15 protein-coding genes are annotated in these 17602 nt (G+C 68.2%); 6 read left to right on the top strand and 9 right to left on the bottom strand.

Annotated elements, in window-relative coordinates:
• Positions 1–169 precede the first annotated feature (169 nt).
• Positions 170–964: a Uma2 family endonuclease gene (locus JRI60_RS10715; protein ID WP_204225744.1), complete on the top strand. Its 795-nt coding sequence runs from the start codon at positions 170–172 to the stop codon at positions 962–964.
• A gap of 18 nt (positions 965–982) precedes the next feature.
• Here JRI60_RS10715 and JRI60_RS10710 read toward each other — a convergent pair whose 3' ends face one another.
• The 5 genes from JRI60_RS10710 to JRI60_RS10690 all read right to left on the bottom strand — a co-directional run bounded on the left by JRI60_RS10710 (position 983) and on the right by JRI60_RS10690 (position 7209).
• Complete coding sequence (locus tag JRI60_RS10710; RefSeq protein ID WP_204225743.1) at positions 983–2056, bottom strand: potassium channel family protein; 1074 nt, start codon at positions 2054–2056, stop codon at positions 983–985.
• Positions 2057–2123: 67 nt separating this feature from the next.
• On the bottom strand, positions 2124–3335 hold the full coding sequence (locus tag JRI60_RS10705) for a twin-arginine translocase subunit TatC (RefSeq protein ID WP_204228891.1): 1212 nt from the start codon (positions 3333–3335) through the stop codon (positions 2124–2126).
• A gap of 36 nt (positions 3336–3371) precedes the next feature.
• On the bottom strand, positions 3372–3818 hold the full coding sequence (locus JRI60_RS10700) for a Sec-independent protein translocase subunit TatA/TatB (protein WP_204225742.1): 447 nt from the start codon (positions 3816–3818) through the stop codon (positions 3372–3374).
• A 138-nt stretch (positions 3819–3956) separates the two neighbouring features.
• Positions 3957–5228, bottom strand: coding sequence for an MFS transporter (locus JRI60_RS10695; RefSeq protein WP_239470452.1), 1272 nt, complete (start codon positions 5226–5228; stop codon positions 3957–3959).
• 13 nt (positions 5229–5241) lie between these two features.
• The gene (locus JRI60_RS10690; RefSeq protein WP_430384402.1) at positions 5242–7209 is read right to left on the bottom strand and encodes a methyl-accepting chemotaxis protein; all 1968 of its coding nucleotides are present in this window, start codon (positions 7207–7209) and stop codon (positions 5242–5244) included.
• A gap of 255 nt (positions 7210–7464) precedes the next feature.
• On the opposite strand from JRI60_RS10690, the gene JRI60_RS10685 reads away from it, so the two are divergent.
• From JRI60_RS10685 to JRI60_RS10675, 3 genes are read left to right on the top strand one after another with little or no spacing between them, the layout of a single operon-like run.
• Positions 7465–8496, top strand: a complete 1032-nt coding sequence (locus JRI60_RS10685; protein ID WP_204225740.1) for a histone deacetylase family protein — start codon at positions 7465–7467, stop codon at positions 8494–8496.
• Positions 8497–8534: 38 nt separating this feature from the next.
• Positions 8535–9077: a hypothetical protein gene (locus JRI60_RS10680; RefSeq protein WP_204225739.1), complete on the top strand. Its 543-nt coding sequence runs from the start codon at positions 8535–8537 to the stop codon at positions 9075–9077.
• 29 nt (positions 9078–9106) lie between these two features.
• Entirely contained in the window at positions 9107–9784 is a 678-nt protein-coding gene (locus JRI60_RS10675) for a glutathione S-transferase family protein (protein WP_204225738.1), read from the top strand.
• 11 nt (positions 9785–9795) lie between these two features.
• On the opposite strand, the gene JRI60_RS10670 is transcribed toward JRI60_RS10675, so the two are convergent.
• Both JRI60_RS10670 and sitA5 read right to left on the bottom strand, forming a co-directional pair.
• The gene (locus JRI60_RS10670) at positions 9796–10215 is read right to left on the bottom strand and encodes a DUF3969 family protein (RefSeq protein ID WP_204225737.1); all 420 of its coding nucleotides are present in this window, start codon (positions 10213–10215) and stop codon (positions 9796–9798) included.
• Positions 10212–11516, bottom strand: a complete 1305-nt coding sequence (sitA5, locus tag JRI60_RS54450) for a SitA5 family polymorphic toxin (RefSeq protein WP_204225736.1) — start codon at positions 11514–11516, stop codon at positions 10212–10214. Before sitA5 ends, JRI60_RS10670 begins: the two co-directional genes overlap by 4 nt.
• 146 nt (positions 11517–11662) lie before the next feature.
• On the opposite strand from sitA5, the gene JRI60_RS10660 reads away from it, so the two are divergent.
• On the top strand, positions 11663–12424 hold the full coding sequence (locus JRI60_RS10660) for an SDR family NAD(P)-dependent oxidoreductase (RefSeq protein ID WP_204225735.1): 762 nt from the start codon (positions 11663–11665) through the stop codon (positions 12422–12424).
• 30 nt (positions 12425–12454) lie between these two features.
• On the opposite strand, the gene JRI60_RS10655 is transcribed toward JRI60_RS10660, so the two are convergent.
• On the bottom strand, positions 12455–15034 hold the full coding sequence (locus JRI60_RS10655) for a penicillin-binding protein 1A (protein ID WP_430384373.1): 2580 nt from the start codon (positions 15032–15034) through the stop codon (positions 12455–12457).
• Positions 15031–15996, bottom strand: a complete 966-nt coding sequence (locus JRI60_RS10650; RefSeq protein WP_204225734.1) for an RluA family pseudouridine synthase — start codon at positions 15994–15996, stop codon at positions 15031–15033. Before JRI60_RS10650 ends, JRI60_RS10655 begins: the two co-directional genes overlap by 4 nt.
• Positions 15997–16039: 43 nt before the next feature.
• On the opposite strand from JRI60_RS10650, the gene JRI60_RS10645 reads away from it, so the two are divergent.
• A complete protein-coding gene (locus JRI60_RS10645; protein ID WP_204225733.1) occupies positions 16040–17509 on the top strand; it encodes a pentapeptide repeat-containing protein in 1470 nt (489 codons plus the stop codon).
• The last annotated feature ends 93 nt before the right edge of the window (positions 17510–17602 follow it).

Here is a 17602-nt window from a genome sequence, read left to right as displayed (position 1 = left end):
GCGGAACGTCCAGGAAAGGAGACGTTCCCTCCACGCCAGGAACGTGGAGGAGCTACTCCCGGCCTCCGTGCACTCGGAGGCAGGTGGATTGTCCACTCGGCCCGCTCCTTGCTGAGAAGTAGCGTGGGGGCGGTTGACCAGAGAGGTCACCCGTCGCAGGCTCAGGGACATGGGACAGCACGCGAAAGAGAGTGGAGACGCCTTCCCCCGGGCGCCGACGCAGGAAGAGTGGGAGGCGATGGGACCGGAGGAGAGGGCCCGGGTGGTGGAGTCACTGCCCGGGGAGGTGACGTGGGACGAGATGGCGATGCCGGAGGGGGACAGACACTTCCGGGCCAAGGTGCAGACGCTAGACGTGCTGGAGGGTTACTTCACGCACCAGCGGCGCAAGGTGTACCTGGGGGCGGAGCTGCCGGTGTACTACCCGGGCGAACGGCGCTTCGCGCCGGACCTGCTGGCGGTGCTGGATGTGGAGCAGCACGAGCGGGACAAGTGGGTGGTGAGCCACGAGGGGAAGGGGCTGGACTGGGTGCTGGAGGTGCACGTGGGCGGCGACCGGAAGAAGGACGCCGAGTACAACGTGGAGCGCTACGCCCGGCTGGGCGTCCCCGAGTACTTCATCTACGACCGGTCGAGACAGCGGCTGGAGGCCTACCGGCTGGCCACGCCCGAGGCGAGGCGGTACGAGCGGCTGGAGGCGAAACAGGGCCGGTACGTGTCGGAGGTGTTGGGGCTGGAGTTCGAGGTGACGGGGGACGAGTTGCGGCTGTGGGCGGGCAACGCGCTACTGCTGGAGTCGGGAGAAATGCTCGCGCGGCTGCGGGAGAAGTTGGAGGAGGTGCGGCAGCGAGCGGACGCGGAGGCGCGACAGCGCGAGGAGGAGGAACAACGGAGAGAGGAGGCGGAGCGGCGCGTGGCGGAGCTGCAAGCCGAAGTGGAGCGCCTCCGGCACCGCGGCCAGTGAGCCCCGCGGACCGCTGACTCAGGACGTGAACTCGGCACGATGGGCGAAGACGGGGGCTTCCGCTTCCATCGTGAAGGCGCGGAGCTGCCGGTAGTCCTTGTATTCGGCCTGGAGTGTCAGCGCGTCCCCCACCTCGATGCGGGTATCGCCATTGGGGTGGAGGAACTCATCGCGGCTCCCGCGCCGACGCATGGACAGCGTCAGCCCTCCGAAGCGGTCCCGCACCTCCGAGATGGTCATCCCCGGCAACCCATCGCGCGCCTCGAAGACGGACACCACCATCAGGTGGGAGCCGATGCGGAACGAGTGGATGATGCGCGGATCCAACGCCGCCAGCGCCATGGCGGGGGCGGCCAGCGAGGAGCTGCTGAGAGCCTCGGCCTTGAAGGTGTCGCGCACCTTGGCCACCAGGTCGTCGTCGAAGAGGCGGATGACCACGCGGATGTTCGGGTTCATGCGCCGGGCGTCCAGGGCGATGTTCAGGTTGGCCAGATCGTCGTCCGTGGCGCAGACGATGGCGGCCGCCTTCTTCACGTTGGTGCGAGGCAGGCACTGGGGGCTGCGGATGTCGTCGATGAGCAGGGGCACCTGCTCGTCGCGCAGCACGGAGACGAACGCCGCCTCCTCGCGCTTCTCCACGACCACCACGTCCTTGCCGAGCGCGCGCAGTTGCGCCACCACCCGGTACCCCACCCTGCCCGCGCCACACACCACCACGTGCCCCTTGAACGTCTCGGCGATCACCTCGAACCACTCCTTGTCCTGCCGGTGCCTGGCGAAGAAGAGATAGGCGAAGCGCACCACTCCGTCGACGAGCACCGCGATGCCCACCGGCGGGATGAGCATGTCGAGGACCATCAACAGGGTGTCATCCACGTCCAACGAGGGCTGCCCGTAGAGCAGGAAGTAGACGTGGCGCAGCGCCTTGCCCAGGCTCACCGGGCGCCCGTCCGGCCCGGCATGGCGCCAGTGGTACAGCAGGGGCATGCAGCCGAAGAGCAACACGGCCATGAGCACCGTCGTGCGGAAGCGACGCAGCAGCGCACCGAGGTAGCGCAGGTTCATCGCCAGGCGGCGGCGGGGGGTGTCCATCACCTACCTCCGTAGCATGCCCATGACACCCCGGGGTATTCGTCCTCCCTCCAACCCCTCTGCCGGCTCACGCGCCCGGCGTCGGGGTGATGCCCGTCTGCGATTCCTGCTTCGCCCGATTGCGCTCGATCAGCCACACGGCCAGCACGCCCATCTCGTAGCAGAGCAGCATCGGACCGGCCATCAGCGACAGGTTCACCACGTCACCCGTGGGCGTGAGGATCGCCGCCGCGATGAGGCACACCACGAAGGCGTGCCGCTGGTACCTCATCAGCCAGCTCGCCCTCACGACGCCCACCACCCCCAGCAGCGCCATCACCAGCGGCAGCTCGAAGATGACGCCGAAGGACAGGATGAGCAGCAGCACCAGCGAGAGCTGCTCGTTCATCGTCAGCATCGGCCGCGTCCACGCCGCCGCCACGTAGCGCGCCTTGCCCAGCGCCAGCTCCTTCTCCAGCCTCCACAGCCCCGCCAGCTCCTCGGCCCGCGTGGGCGCCACTCCGGCCAGCAGGCTCGCCGCCTCGTCCATCGCCTTCGCCGACGCGGCGTAGTTCTCCTTCGCGTACGCCTCCACCGCCTCCGACCGCTTCTCCACCGCCTGCCGTAGCACGCTGCGCGCCGGCACACCGAAGCCGTCCGCCGCCGCGTCCACCAGCCGCCCCAGCCCGTCCAGCCGCGCCTCCAGCTCCACGCTCTCCGAGGGCGGCCGGTTGGCCTCGCCCAGCTTCCCCTCTCCGTCCGCCTTCAGCGCCGCGCTCGTCTCCTGGGCCAGCTTCCCCGCCCGCTCCGCGTCACCCACCCGCAGGAAACGCAGCGCGTCGTCCGCGCGCAGCCGCGCCACGTCCAGCCGCTGGGAGATGGCCAGTCCCTGCTCGTCGTTGAGCAGGAACCTGAACATCGAGGGCAGCACCGCGAAGTAGCAGAAGAGCGCTCCCAGCAGGAACGCCAGCGTGCCCATGAACACGAAGGGTCCCGCGTACTTGCGCTCCTCCGGGTAGAGCCCCGGCGATACGAAACCCCAGATCTGCGCGAGGATGACGGGCGTCGTCAGGAAGATGCCGCAGTAGACGCCCACCTTCATCAGGACGTTGATCTCCTCGATGCCCGAGGTGTAGACGAGCGCGCGCCCCTCGGGCGGCAGCGCGTCCAGCACCGGCTTCATCAGGACGCCGAAGATGGGCTTGGCGAACACCATCGCCGCGGCGCCCAGCACGAACACCGCCACCACGCACTTGAGCAGGCGGGAGCGGAGCTCCGTCAGGTGCTCCGCCAGACTCATCCGAAGATCGTTATCCACTGTCGCGACTCTCGAGGGCTAGCCGCTCTTGGAGGCGTTGCGCGCCACCGTGCCCGGAATGGGCTCCAGACGCGGCAGGGCGTCTGGCTGCTCGGCTCCGGCGGCGGACGGCTCGGAAGCAGGAGAAGGTTCAACCGCGGAGACCGGGGCCTCGCCAACCGGCGTGGCGACCGTGGCCAGGGCCTCCGGTGTGACGGCCGGTGTCACCTGCGGCGTCACGGGCACCGGGGAGGGCAGCGCCGCCGGAGTGGCCAGGGGCACCTGGGGGCGAGGCTCCTCCTGGAACTCCTGGTCCATCTTGTAGAACTCACGCTCCACCACGGTGCGGACCTCATCGGTCTGCCGGCGGAACTCGCGCACGAACTTGCCGATGGCCCGCGCGAACTCCGGCAGCCGCTGCGGCCCGAGCACGAGCAGCGCCGCCACCAGGATGAAGACAAGTTCGCCTGCGCCGATGTTGAACATGAGCGGGGAGCTCCAGAAAAGCCGCTCCGGGGTTATCGCGCCATGAGCGGCGGGGCGCAACCCGATTGGTCCGCCCCTGTCCGCCTGCCCCCTCTCGCGGACCGGGGCAAATAGCCCCACGCCCGGCCGGTCCCCGCTTCAGGAGCGGGGGGGAGTGCCCCCGGTCCCGACGGCCACGGGCGCTCCCGTGGCCAGCGGGGTGCCGGACGCCTGGTCGCGCGCCCTCACCCGGCGCTCCACCAGGAAGAACATCACCGGAAGTGTAAGAGACAGGAGGATGGACCCCTCCACCACCCGGTTCAACCCGCCCAGCTGTCCGCCCGGCAGATCGAACAGCATCTGAGAGGACAGGAAAGCACCGGCCGCGGCCCCCAGGTGCTGCACGGCCGACTGGAAGGACATGAAGCGCGCGCGGATGGACTGCTCGGGCACGCGCGAGGTGAGCGTGCTGTACGCCACGTTGCGCACCCCGTTGGACAGGAAGAAGCACGCGAAGAGGAGCATCAGGGGCGGGCCGGACGTCGGGAAGAGGAAGACGGCGTAGATGGTGCACATGAACAGCATCACCCCCACCGTCCCCACGCGGAACGAGCCCAGCCGATCCACCGCCTTGCCCGCGATCCGCAGCGTCACGAAGCTCACCAGCCCGCCGACGAAGTAGATGGCCTCGACCTGGTCACGTGGCTGGCCCAGGTTGTTCTGCACGTAGGTCGACAGATGGGGGATGACCAGGAAGCCCGCGACGTTGATCAGCGTCGCCATCGTGTAGGAGAGGAGCACGTCCGAGCGGGTGAACAGCTCGCGCACGCTCACCTTGTGGACCTGCTCGCGCTCCAGGTGCCCGCGCATCGGCGGCAGGAAGAAGATGGCCGCGGCCGCCAGCAACAAACCCAGGCCCGCCACCCCGAAGAAGGGCATGCGCCAGTCCACCCAGCCCGCCACCTTGATCGCCATGGGGACGCCCAGCACGGACGCCACCGAGAAGGCCCCCATCACCGCGCCCATGGCCCGCCCGCGCCGCTCCGCCGGGATGAGATCCGCGATGATGGACAGCGCCAGCGACGTGGCCGGACCGCCGAACAGACCCGCCATCGCCCGCGCCACCAGCAGCGACGTCAGCCCCGTGGCGAAGCCCCCCGCCGCCGTGCCCACCACCAGTCCCAGCATGGCCACCGCCAGCGCCTTGCGCCGGTCGAACCGGTCCAGGAAGTAGCTGCCCACCACTCCCGCCACACACGCCGCCGCCGTGTACGCCGCGCCGATGGTGCCGATGTGGCTGGTGGCGATGCCCAGTCCCGCCGAGAAATCGGGCCCCAGCGGCATCACCATCACGAAGTCGAGGATGTTGACGAACTGCACCGCGCCGATCAGGAAGACGACGGCACGCTCGGAGACGGCACGGGAGCTCACGGAGCCCCTCCCCTCACACCTTGAAGCGCCGGATCTCGGCGCGGAGCACTTCGGACTGCCTCTGCAGGCTGTCGATGGCCTCCTCCAGCGCCTTCACCGAGCGCGTCTGGTGGTCCGACACGCCCTTGATGGCCTCCACCGCCTTGAGCACCTGCTCGCTGCCCTTGGTCTGCTCCTTCTGGGCCCGGTTCAGGTGGGTGACCATCTCGTTGATGTTCTCGATGGAGCGGGTGATCTGCTTGCTGCCGTGCGCCTGCTCCTGGCTGCTGCGCTGCACGTGGGCGGTGATGGCCTTCATCCGCTCGGCGCTGTTCATGATCTGCTCGCCGCCCTTGGCCTGCTCGTTGGAGGCCTTGGAGATCATCAACACCGTCTCGGAGATGCGGTGGATGGCCTGCGTCACCTGCTTGCTGCCCTTGGACTGCTCCACCGTCGCCCGGGCGATGGCCTTCACCATCTGCGTGGACTTCTGCGCGCTGTCGTTGATCTTCCGCAGGGTGCTCTCCGCCTCGCGGCCCAGGTTCACGCCCTCCTCCACGTTGCGCACGCCCTGGTTCATCACCTGCACCGCGTTGCGGCTCTCGTCCTGCACCCGGCTGATGAGGTCGGCGATCTCCTTGGTGGACGCACCCGTGCGCTCGGCCAGGTCCTTGATTTCATCGGCCACCACCGCGAAGCCCTTGCCGTGCTCGCCCGACTGCGCGGCGATGATGGCGGCGTTGAGCGCCAGCAGGTTGGTCTGCTCGGCCACGTCGTCGATGACGTTGAGGATGTTGCCGATCTCCGAGATGCGCCGGCCCAGGCTGTCGATGACGCCCGAGGCGCCACGGGTGGACTCCTTGATGCGGTCCAGGCCGTGCATCGTCTTGCGCAGGGCCTCCACGCCCGTCTGGGCGTCCTCGGACACCTGCTCGGACAGGCGCGCCGTCTCGTTGGCGTTGGCCTCCACCTGGCCGATGGAGCTGTCCATCTGGCTGATGGACGTGGACGTCTCCTCGGTGGAGTCGCGCAGCTCGTCGATGTTCTTGGCGACCTCCTTGATGGAGAAGGTCATCTCCTCGATGGCGCTGGTGGTCTCCTCCACGCTGGCGGCCATGGCCTGGACGTTCTCCGCCACCTCGTCGTTGGTGGCCGCCATCTCCATGATGGAGGAGCTGCTCTCCTCGGCGCTCTGGTAGAGCACCTCCACGTTCTCCGCGATGCCGCGCAAGCTGGCCAGCATCTGCTCCATGGAGGAGGACGTCTCCTCCACGCGCCCCTGGATGGTGGAGGCACCCGAGGACACGGTGGTGCCCGCGCGCGAGAGCTGCTCGATGACGTTGGAGACGACCTCGGACACGCCGCGCACCTGACCGAGCGTCTTGCGCAGCGACTGGCCGATGCCGTCGAGCGCCTCGGCCAGCTGGCCCAGCTCGCCCCCGGTGCTGTTGTCCATCGCCACCACGCGGCCGGACAGGTCTCCCTCGGCCATCTTGCGCGCCACCGCCATCATCCGCTCCAGCGGCTTGAGGATGAGCCTGTGGGTGACGACGTAGATGAGCCCCACCACCAGCCCCAGGCCGATGATGAAGGCTCCAATCAACAGGAAGGTGAGCTGGCCCAGGATGTCCCGCAGGGGCGAGAAGTCCACCGCCACGACGATCCGACGCGGCATCGCCTCGCCCTCGGAGGGCACCACCTCGGACACGAGCACGTCCCCATTGGACAGCTCGACGATCGGAGGTGACCCCGGCTGGACGACCTTGACCAGCACGGACTCGAGCTGCGCGGGCCGCTCGCCTCCGTCGAGGAGGATGTCCCCGGTGCCAGAGATGATGGCGGCGTACGTGAAGTCGTCATCGGCTTCCGGCAGATAGCCAATGGCGCGCATGGCCCGCGTGTCATGCGGGTCGGCCCCCTGTTGGATGGGGCCCCGCGCGAGCTCCCGGGCCTTGGCTCGGCCATGATCCAGGAGTCTCGTCTCGAGATAGTCCGAGACCATCCAGGAGATGGACAGGTGGAGGGCCCCCAGAATGAAGGCCAGGGCCAGCGTGAAGGTGACGAAGAGGGTGACCCGGAGACCGGGTTTCTTGAGGCGTCGGACCAAGGCCACGGGACTGTAGGAAGGTTGACCCCGCGAGAGCAAGAAACCGGCGGTCCGTCTGGCGGTGGGCCTCGCCCCTTCCCTGGCCGGAGAGAGAGAGGGCGGGCATCCGGGCTCCGCTCACGCCATACTGGATGGGTGGGAGCCCGCGCCATGACCCAGACGCTGCTGTTGACCGACCCGCTCTTCCTCAAACACGACCCGGGCGAGGACCATCCCGAGCGGCCGGCGCGGCTGGCGCACATCCTGGATCTGTTGGAGCGCAAGCCCGTCTGGGGAATCGAGCGCCGGGTCCCTCGCCCGGCCACCGAGGAGGAGCTGGCGGCCGTACACACACCGCGACTGCGCGAGTACCTCAAGGGGCTGCGAGGGCGGCACGAGGTGGTCGATCCGGACACGTTGACGTCACCGGACAGCTACGACGCGGCGGTGCTGGCGGCGGGGGCGTCGGTGCAGGCGGTGGAGGAGGTGATGTCGGGGCGGGCGAGCAACGCCTTCGCGCTGGTGCGGCCCCCGGGACACCACGCCGAGCCGGACAAGGCCATGGGCTTCTGCCTCTTCAACAACGTGGCCATCGCCGCGGAGGCCGCGCGCCGACAGGGTGCCGAGCGGGTGCTCATCCTGGACTGGGACGTGCACCATGGAAACGGCACGCAGGCGGCCTTCTGGAAGCGGCGGGACGTGCTCTACATGTCGGTGCACCAGTACCCCTACTACCCGGACACGGGCGCGCCGCACGACGTGGGCGAGGGCCCGGGCGAGGGCTACACCCTCAACTGCGGGCTGCCGGGAGGCTCGACGGACGCGGATTACGGGGCGATCTACCAGGACCTCTTCCTGCCGGTGGCGCAGGCCTACAAGCCGGACGTGGTGCTGGTGTCCGCGGGCTTCGACGCGCACCACAGGGACCCCATCGGGGGCATGGTGCTCACCGAGCGCGGCTTCGCGGCCATGTGCACGGACATGCTGGAGCTGGCGCAGAGCGCGTGCGGAGGAAAGCTGGTGCTGTTTCTGGAGGGGGGCTACTCGCTGGAGGGCCTCGCTCGCTCGGTGCACTGCTGCGTGGAGGTGATGGCGGGAGAGGCGAAGGACAGCTTCCCGGGAGGGGTCTCGCGGGAGGCGGCGGCGGCGCTGCGGAGCAGCCGCGAGGCACTCAGGCCCTACTGGTCCGTGCTGCGCGGGTGAGGAGACCCCGAGGACATTCGAGGGTGATGGGGTGAGACGTGGATCGTGAAGCCGTGGAGAGGTTGCAGCGCGCGGGACTGAAGGTGGATCAACCCGAGCTGTTGCGGGTGGCCATCCAGCGCGACGAGAACAAGAAGGTGATGAAGCTGGGCACCGAGGTGCCGGTGATGGGCAACGAGGGGCTGATGCTGGTGACGCTCCAGCCCCTGTCGAAGCTATGGACGGGCTCGGCGTTGCCGCCGGACCTGTCCCGGACGCCGCCGCCGCAGTACCAGCCCTTCTTCCTGCTGTTGGAGTCGACGGCGGCCAACTACTGCGCGGCCACCGGTAAGGCCGAGACGGACGATGAGTTCGAGCGGCTCTATCGCCAGCTGCGGCGGAGGCCGGACGGGGATGACCCGCACCCGCTCTTCTCGTACCTGAAGGGGGCGACGCGCCTGTACATGTCGTTGCGGGACGTGAGCCAGGCCGAGTTCGAGGCGGTGGTCAACCGGCTGAGCCAGTCGGCGAAGTGGCATTCCACGCACGTGGGCAGTACCAATTACCACCGCGAGGTGCTGCGCAACCTGTTCGGGGCCTGAGCACCCGCCCACCCGAGAGGAGCTGGCCGATGATCGACTTGTACACCTGGGCGACGCCCAATGGCTGGAAGGTATCCGTCACGCTGGAGGAGCTGGGGCTGCCCTACACGGTGCACCCGGTGGACATCGGCAAGGGCGTGCAGAAGCAGCCCTGGTTCCTGAAGATCAATCCCAACGGGCGCATCCCGGCCATCGTGGACCGCGAGGAGGCAGACTTCGCGGTGTTCGAGTCGGGGGCCATCATGCTGTACCTCGCGGAGAAGGCGGGGAAGCTGCTGCCGGCGGACCGGAAGGGGCGCTCGCGGGTGACGCAGTGGCTGATGTTCCAGATGGCGGGCGTAGGCCCCATGCAGGGACAGGCCAACGTCTTCTTCCGCTACTTCCCGGAGAAGATTCCCGCGGCCATCGAGCGCTACCAGAACGAGACGCGGCGGCTCTACACGGTGCTGGATACGCGGCTCGGAGAGAGCGAGTACCTGGCGGGGGACTACAGCATCGCCGACATCGCGAACTGGGCCTGGGTGCGCATCCACGGATGGGCGGGCGTGTCCGTCGACGGGCTGCCGAACCTGCAACGCTGGCTGGCGGCCATCGAGCAGCGGCCCGCGGCCCAGAAGGGCGTGACCGTGCCGCACGTGCACAAGCTCGAGACGTCCACCGACCAGACCCAGGCCATCAAGACGGTGCAGAACATCCTGCAGCGGTGAGGATGCGACGCTCACTGCCTGTATCTGTCGGCCCGATGCCCGACGCGCTCCGCGTCGGGCCATGCCAACCACTTCTCCCCGGCGAGCTCATTTGATGGCAGGACCCTCAGGACCTTCATGAGTCGGGTCTCCACCTCGGCGATGGAGTTGGAAAGCTTGTCCGGAATGATGTCGGCCACATCCTCGAGCTCGGTGGCGAGATGGATGGCATCGCGAAGCTCGGGATGCGCGCCCATCTGCTCGAGCTCCGCCAGCAGGGCGGGTCCGAAAAGCCGGTGACAGGCATAGGCCGGACTGATCGCCCCCGCGCTTAGCGCGCGGCACATCCCCAGAGCGGTCAGGGCAATGAGCACCTGTGCATCCTCGCGCCCCTCTGCCCGGAACCACAATTCCGCCCGCGACGCACCCTCGTCAGGAGGGGATTTGCTCATGGGTTGCTCCACCCGCGTTTGATTTTGAAGTTGAACACCTTTCCCGATGGGCTCTCGAAATAATGGAGTGAAACCTTGTCATTTCCAATCCAGCCATCCCTGTATACCTTCCGCCAATGACCCGGCTCGACCTGCCGTAGTTTTTCCATCAGTGCCTTGTCGGTCACGGGATGAGTGGTCGTTCCGTTCTGGGCGCCTCTGAAGCTGGGTGGATAGCCCGGAGCATTCTTCACTCCATTGTAGATGTTCTTGAGACCTTCTCCACCACCCTCCTCATTGGTGACAGGACCCGGCATTGGTGGGTTTCCAGCACCAGTGCCTCGAACCGACATGGCAACCGCGTGTGGCGCGAGCGCGATGGAGAAGGTGCCCTCGGCGGACACGGCCACCGAGTGCACCTCGCCCAATGCCACCAACCGGAAGCCGCCCTGTGACTCCGCCAGCACCGCCGCCTGGGAGTAGCCGGGCAGCCCTGGCCCCTTCGCCGCCAGTCCCGACGTGTTACCGATGGCCGCCGTCGCCAGTAGCACGAAGACCCGCGCCGCGTGCCTCCCCATCACCTTCCCGTACCGCTCGCCCGCCTCCCGTAACTCCTCGAAGGTCTTGGCCCGCTCCACCTCCTCCACCAGCCTCATCCAGCCACCGATGAGGCCCCACACCGTGTCGATTCCCAGGTACGCGATGAGCCCAGCCGTCAGCGTGGCCGCGATGCCTTTTGAAACGGGCTCGGGCAGTGCCCAGAGCATCATGTACATGGCCATCGCGGATACGATGCCAACCCGCACCATCTCCGGATCCGCCATGTCCGCCAGAGCCTGCTTCGTCTCGCTCCACACCGCATCCGTGGCGATGGCCATCGCCAGCGTGTATCGCCCATCCGCGTCGAGCGAGGGGGTGTCCCTCAGCAGCAAGAAACAGTCTCGCCGCTCATGCCGTCGCTCGCACCAACGCCCATAGCCTCGCGTCAGCTCATCCTCGTCCGAGACCAGCCTGAACCCTCGCGAGTCCAGGGCGTCGGGCACCAGGCGCCGTCCCATCCACTCCAGGTACACCTCCTGTCGCCAGGACTCGAACATCAACTCCCGGGCACGCCGCGTGGGCAGCGAGCCAGGCCGCACGTCCCGGGCCAGTTCCGCCAGCGACTCCTTGAACTCACTCTCGCGCAGCCGCACGAAATGCTGGCCATCGCGGGGGGTGAAGACGAGGGGCTTGTCCTGCCCCGTGTCCAAACGCACGACGTGGGTGGCAGTGCCGCAACCGGCGAGGAGCATCAGCGCCACGGCCATCCAGCTCGGCCTCATGGGGATTCCTCCAAGTTCCGATTACCCCCTGTCGGGTAGTCAGCTCCATGGAATACCCACACGTGCCGCTTGCCGCACCGCGTCGCTTTCTCTCCCCTCCCCCGCCCTTCCATGGCAGGAAGGCGTGCACACCCGGAGGGAGCAACATGGCGGAGATGAGCTATCGGACGGCGCTGATCACGGGAGCCTCGAGCGGCCTGGGACGCGGGCTGGCGCTCTGGTTCGGCCGGCGCGGCGTCAAGGTGTACGCCGCGGCCCGGCGCCGCGAGAACCTGGAGGCGCTCGCCAACGAGGCCCGCGCGGCCGGCGCCACCGTGGAGCCCGTGGAGCTGGACGTCACCAACGCGGATACCACCCTCGCGCGCATCCGCGAGCTGGATGACTCCTGCGGCGGTCTGGAGCTGATCGTCGCCAACGCCGGCGCCGGCATCGAGACCAACGCCAGGCGCATCAAGTGGGAGGTGGTCAAACAGCTCATCGACGTCAACGTCATCGGCGCCGCCGCCACCCTCTGCGCCGTGCTCCCGCGCATGGTGGAGCGCAAGCGCGGACACGTGGTGGGCGTGGCCAGCCTCGCCGCCTACCGGGGCCTGGGGCGCAACGCCGCCTACTCCGCCTCCAAGGCCTACCTCTCCACCTTCATGGAGAGCCTGCGCGTGGACCTCAAGGGCACCGGCGTGCGCGTCTCCTGCATCTACCCCGGCTTCGTGAAGAGCGAGATGACCGCCCAGAACAAGTTCCCCATGCCCTTCCTCCTGGAGACGGAGGAGGCCGTGGAGCTGATGGCCAAGGCCATCCTCCGAGGGGAGGCCGAGTATGCCTTCCCCTGGCAGATGGCCAGCGCCATGGGCCTGCTCAAGTGGATGCCCAACGCCCTCTTCGACGCCACCATGCGCAAGATGCGCTGAGGCACGGTGGCGCCCCCCACGGGCGCGCCGCTACGGCGCGCCCATGAGGAATTCCTGCGTGCCCACCTGGCCCTTCTCCGGGGCCACGTCCTCGGGCTGCGTGCCCTTCTTGAACCAGATGTTGACGGCGTCCTTCGTCCCCGAGGAGGCGAGCTTCCCCGTCTTCTTGTCGATGCGCAGCAGCCTCATGTCGTCGCGCAGCCACTCGGGCGGCCAGAACTCGGCCTGGGGCCGGGCCGCCAGCGCCGTCTTCATGTAGCTCAGCCAGATGGGCAGCGACGCGCGGCCACCCGTCTCGTAGCGGCCCAGCGGGTGCTCGTTCTTGTCGTAGCCCACCCACGTCACCGTCACCAGGTCGCGCGTGAAGCCGGCGAACCACGTGTCGAACGAGTCGTTCGTCGTTCCCGTCTTGCCCGCCGCCGGCTTGCCCAGCTTCTGCGCCGGCCCGCCCGTGCCCTCCTGCACCACGCCACGCAAGAGCGAGGTGAGGATGAAGCCCGTCTCGGGGCTCATCACCTGCTCGCCCGGCTCGAACATGCGCGCATAACCCGCGGCCACCCGGTCCTGCAGCGGCGCCCACGCGTCGTCGTACGCCGTGTGGTCCTCCAGCGTGCGCCCGAAGCGGTCCTCCACCTTGCGGATGAAGTACGTGGGCTTCTTGCGGCCGTAGCGGTCGAAGGTGGCGTACACGTTGGCCAGGTCGTACGGGTACACGCACGAGGAGCCCAGCGCCGCCGAGAAGTCCATGTTCATCGGCGTGGTGAGGCCCAGCTTCTCGCTCCACGCGGCCATGTTCTTCACGCCCACCGCCGCGAACGTCTTCACCGCGGGGATGTTCATCGAGTTCACCAGCGCCGTGCGCAGCAGCACGTCTCCCTGGAACTCCTCGCTGTAGTTGTCCGGCTTCCAGCTCACGCCGCTCTCCGGATCGTGCTCGACGATGGGCGAGTCCACGATGATGGTGGCGCCCGTCCACCCCAGCTGCTCCAGCGCCGCCGAGTACACCAGCGGCTTGAAGGAGCTGCCCGGCTGGCGGCACGCCTGGAAGGCCCGGTTGAACTCGTTCGCGTCGAAGTCGTACCCGCCCACCATCGCCGTGAGGTACTGGCGGTGCGGATCAATGGACACCAGCGCGCTCTGCAGCTCCGGCTCCTGCTCCAGCCGGAAGAGCGGCACGCCCTGGGGAACCTCCTTGTCCAGCTTCCGGTCGAACTGGACGTTGTCGTCCGTGAGCTCCTTCTGCACCACGTGGCGCACCACGAGGACGTCTCCCACGGTCAGCACGCGCTTGACGGAGGTGAGCATCAGCCCCGGGTAGTACCCCTCGGGGTTCACCTTGCGCGCCCAGCGCATGCCCAGCAGCGGCAGCAGGCCCTTGTGCGGACCCACCTGAACATCCGCTCCCTGGCCGTCCGGATCCACCCGCGTCACCACGCCCACGTACAGCTTGTTCTCCTGGAGCTTCTCGTCCCCCATCACCTTGGTGGACTTCTCGATGAAGGCCTTGCGCTCCTGCTCCGTGCCCAGTTGCAGCACCGGCCCGCGGAAGCCCTGCCGCTTGTCGATGGACATCAGCCCGTCGAGCACGGCCTCCTGCGCGCCGCGCTGACGCTCGCTGTCCATGGTGGCGAAGATCTTCAGACCCTCGTTGAGCAGCACCTTGTTGGTGTAGCGCTCCACCACGTCGCGGCGCACCTGCTCGGTGAAGAACGGGGCGAACTCGTGGAAGACGTCCTCCACCGGGTACACCCGCACCGGCTCCTCGTCGGCCTGCTTGCGCTCCTCCGCGGAGATCATCCCCTCGTCGAACATGCGGCGCAGCACGTACGAGCGGCGCTTCTTCGCCGCCTCCGGACGCAGGAAGGGCGAGTAGCGGCTGGGCGCCTGGGGCAGGCCCGCGATGAGCGTCATCTCCCCCAGCGTCAGGTCGCGCACGTCCTTGCGGTAGTAGTTCTCCGCCGCGCTCTGCACGCCATAGCTGTGGTGCCCGAGGAACACGTTGTTGAGGTAGAGGTAGAGGATCTCCTCCTTCGTCAGCGCCTCCTCCAGGCGCCGGGCGAGGATGGCCTCGCGAATCTTGCGCGTGAGGTTCTTGGCGGTGGCCTTCTCGTAGCCCTCGGCGCCGATGAGCACGGCCTTCGCCGTCTGCTGCGTCAGCGTGGAGCCACCCTGCATGCTGCCGCCCAGGCCCAGCTTCTTCATGATCGTCTTGGAGCCGGCGCGCGCCGTGCCCAACACGTCCACGCCGTGGTGGTCGAAGAAGCTGGAGTCCTCGCTGGCGATGAAGGCCTGCACCAGCCGCTTGGGGATGCGCTCGTAGGGCACCACCTTGCGCCGCTGGTGGTAGAACTCGCCGGCCAGCACCGCGTCATCCGTGTAGACCTCGGTGACGATGGGCGGCCAGTACTGGTCCACCTTGGGGATCTCCGGCAGCCCCTGGGAGAAGTGGTAGTACACCCCCACCACGGCCACCGCCGCGGCGGTGGCGCCCGTGAGTGTCGCCCATGCGGCGAACTTCAAGAGGCGCACCCACCAGCGGCGCTTCGGGGGCACGCCGTCGAGCACCAGCTTCGACTGGGAGCGATCGGTCTTGTCGGAATTCATACTCATGAGGGTTCCAGCGCGGCTCGCTTCAACACGTCCTTCAACTCCGGGGGCATTCGCGCCTCCACCGCCACCTTGCCCCCATGAGCCGGGTGGGGAAATTCGATGAACTCGGCGTGCAGGAACAAACGCTTCAGGCCCCACCGGGCCCGGACTTCCCGATTGAAGGCGAAGTCACCGTACTTCTTGTCCCCCGCCACCGGATGTCCGATGGCGGCCAGATGCCTTCTTATCTGATGAGTGCGTCCGGTCTCGATGACGCAGGAGAGGAGGGCTGCCTCGCCCGACTGCTTGATGACCTTCCATCGCGTCACGGCCTCCTGCATGTTCACCCCGCGACGGGCCTTGGACTCGGCCGTCTGCTGGTGTTCGGCGAGCGGGAGGTTAATGACGCCCGAATCCTTCGGCATCTTCCCTTTGACCAGTGTCAGATACCTCTTGCGGGGGTGTCCGTTGGTGAAGAGTTCCGTGAAGTGGACCATCGCCGGCCGGCGCTTGGCCACCAGGATGACGCCGCTCGTCTCCCTGTCCAGCCGGTGAGCGGGGCTGGCCGCGAAGTCGTTTCTCACCGCCTTGGGCCCCAGGTGGGCCCGGACGTAGTCCACCAGCGTCCCCCCGGTGATGCCACTCCCGGTGTGGACGGCCATCCCACTCGGCTTGTCCACCGCCATCATCCAGTCATCCTCCATGAGGATGACCAGCTCGCTGGGGTCCACGGGGGGTGGGGGTGGGGGTTTGCGCTCCTCGGGGCCGGCCGGCGCGAGCAGCTGCTCCTGTGTCCCCCGGATGGAGATGGTGTCTCCGGCCGCAAGGGGCTGCTCGGGCTGAGCCCGCTTGCCGTTCACCCGTACCTTCTTCACGCGAATCATCTTGAAGAGGTGGGAGGTGGGCACGTTCGCGAGCTTCTTGCGGAGGAACTTGTCCAACCGCATGCCCGCGCTGTCTTCCTCGATTCGGAACTCGATCATTTGACTGGCGTACGGACCTCACCACACCGATAAATTCGGGTCCATGCCGAAAGCCCCCACGATTGAACAGCTCCTTCAGAACGGAAGCGCGGAATGGAACCGACTGCGCAAGGCCGGCAAGGTGCCCACCGAGCACACGGGCGCGACCTTCACCCAGCTCTTCTCCGCCAATGCCGACCTGTCGGGTCTGGGACTGGTGGGCAGTGAGTGGGAGCGCTGCGACCTGTCCAAGGTGAACTTCCGCGACACGGACCTCTCCAACGCCTACTTCCACGGCGGCCGCCTCCAGGACTGTGACTTCCGGGGCGCCAACCTGGAGGGCGCCACCTTCGAGAAGCTCAAGCTGCTGCGCTGTGACTTCACCGGCGCCAAGGGCGTGGACGAGGCGGACTTCGAGGACGTGGACATGGACCGCGTCACCGGCCTGGATGGTCAGGAGCCCCCACCTCCCCCGCCTCCCCCGGTGCAGGGCATCACCGCCTTCACCCGCGAGCAGCGCGACCGGGTGATGGGCCCCGGTGCCCTCCTGGCGCCCGCCGCCGAGCAGCCCTCGGAGAACGAGCTGCCCCCCTTCAAGCCCCAGGACAACCCGGGTCAGCTCTTCTTCCGCGCCCTCAAGCGCCTCGGCGCCCCGCCCCTCTGGGTGCTGGACGTGCCCGGCCTGCGCCCGCTACTGCCCGCGCGCCTGCCCCCTGGCTCCTCCCTGGAGACGCTCTACCGCGAGTCGGTGAAGACGCGCCTGGAGAACAAGAAGCCCGCCGCGGACCCCGGCGCCGTGGAGCGCGCCCAGCGCTCGCTGCGCATGGGCTCCAAGGACGCCAACCTCGCCGCCATGTACCTGCGCGAGGTGGGCGTGGTGCCCTCCTTCCGCTTCTCCGCGGCCAAGGCCATCAAGGGCGCCCTGCGCGAGGAGCTGCAGGTGGATGACCTCACCGGCTCGGTGGACCCGCGCACCACGGGCGCCCTGCTGGAGCTGCGGCTCCCCCAGGAGGTGGTGGAGCACACCCACGAGGTGCGCCGCCGGCTCGCCGCCACGCAGCTGTACACCGCGCTGCTGGAGGCCGGCTTCACCCCGGAGAACAACTGGGAGGAGGCCCTGGAGTCCGCCGACGCCGCCATGGAGCTGGCGCAGCTGGCCACCGGCGAGGACCGGCAGGCGCTGCTCGAGGGCTTCCAGGTGTTCGCCGCCCTCCCCGAGGAGGCCCGGCTGCGCCGCCTGGCGTACCTGGCCGAGGCCCTCTCGCACCTGGAGCTCATCGGCCGGCTCCCCGAGGGCATGGAGCCCGCGTGGCTCACCGGCCCCGAGACGCGCGAGTGCCACGACCGGGAGATGACCTACGTGCAGTCGCTGAGCGCCGAGGACATCCCCAAGAAGGTGCCCGCGCTGGGCAAGAGCGAGCTGGGCGTCCCCGAGGGCGAGGTGCCCGAGGAGAGCGAGGAGGACCTCTTCGTCCACTTGCGCTGCGACGTGTGCGGCAAGGAGAAGCTCATCGTCCAGTCGCCGGGCGAGTGAACGGCCCGGGACACTTCCCCTGTCCCATCCGGTACACCCGCCGGGCGTTCGACAGCCCGGCGGGCCTGATTTCAAGGGGTTGGAGCGCGGCAC

The sequence above is a fragment of the Archangium violaceum genome, from assembly GCF_016887565.1.
Classification (GTDB): Bacteria; Myxococcota; Myxococcia; order Myxococcales; family Myxococcaceae; genus Archangium; species Archangium violaceum_B.
The sequence above is the reverse complement of the archived record's forward strand: the minus strand, read 5'-3'. Positions and strand labels throughout refer to the sequence as shown.

Coding starts and splice junctions, on each gene's coding strand:
- JRI60_RS10700 (WP_204225742.1), bottom strand. CDS start 3,818: ATGTTCAACATCGGCGCAGGCGAACTTGTCTTCATCCTGGTGGCGGCG.
- JRI60_RS10685 (WP_204225740.1), top strand. CDS start 7,465: ATGACCCAGACGCTGCTGTTGACCGACCCGCTCTTCCTCAAACACGAC.
- JRI60_RS10675 (WP_204225738.1), top strand. CDS start 9,107: ATGATCGACTTGTACACCTGGGCGACGCCCAATGGCTGGAAGGTATCC.
- JRI60_RS10655 (WP_430384373.1), bottom strand. CDS start 15,034: ATGAGTATGAATTCCGACAAGACCGATCGCTCCCAGTCGAAGCTGGTG.
- JRI60_RS10660 (WP_204225735.1), top strand. CDS start 11,663: ATGGCGGAGATGAGCTATCGGACGGCGCTGATCACGGGAGCCTCGAGC.
- JRI60_RS10645 (WP_204225733.1), top strand. CDS start 16,040: ATGCCGAAAGCCCCCACGATTGAACAGCTCCTTCAGAACGGAAGCGCG.
- JRI60_RS10710 (WP_204225743.1), bottom strand. CDS start 2,056: ATGGACACCCCCCGCCGCCGCCTGGCGATGAACCTGCGCTACCTCGGT.
- JRI60_RS10690 (WP_430384402.1), bottom strand. CDS start 7,209: ATGGTCTCGGACTATCTCGAGACGAGACTCCTGGATCATGGCCGAGCC.
- JRI60_RS10705 (WP_204228891.1), bottom strand. CDS start 3,335: ATGAGTCTGGCGGAGCACCTGACGGAGCTCCGCTCCCGCCTGCTCAAG.
- JRI60_RS10650 (WP_204225734.1), bottom strand. CDS start 15,996: ATGATCGAGTTCCGAATCGAGGAAGACAGCGCGGGCATGCGGTTGGAC.
- sitA5 (WP_204225736.1), bottom strand. CDS start 11,516: ATGAGGCCGAGCTGGATGGCCGTGGCGCTGATGCTCCTCGCCGGTTGC.
- JRI60_RS10715 (WP_204225744.1), top strand. CDS start 170: ATGGGACAGCACGCGAAAGAGAGTGGAGACGCCTTCCCCCGGGCGCCG.
- JRI60_RS10670 (WP_204225737.1), bottom strand. CDS start 10,215: ATGAGCAAATCCCCTCCTGACGAGGGTGCGTCGCGGGCGGAATTGTGG.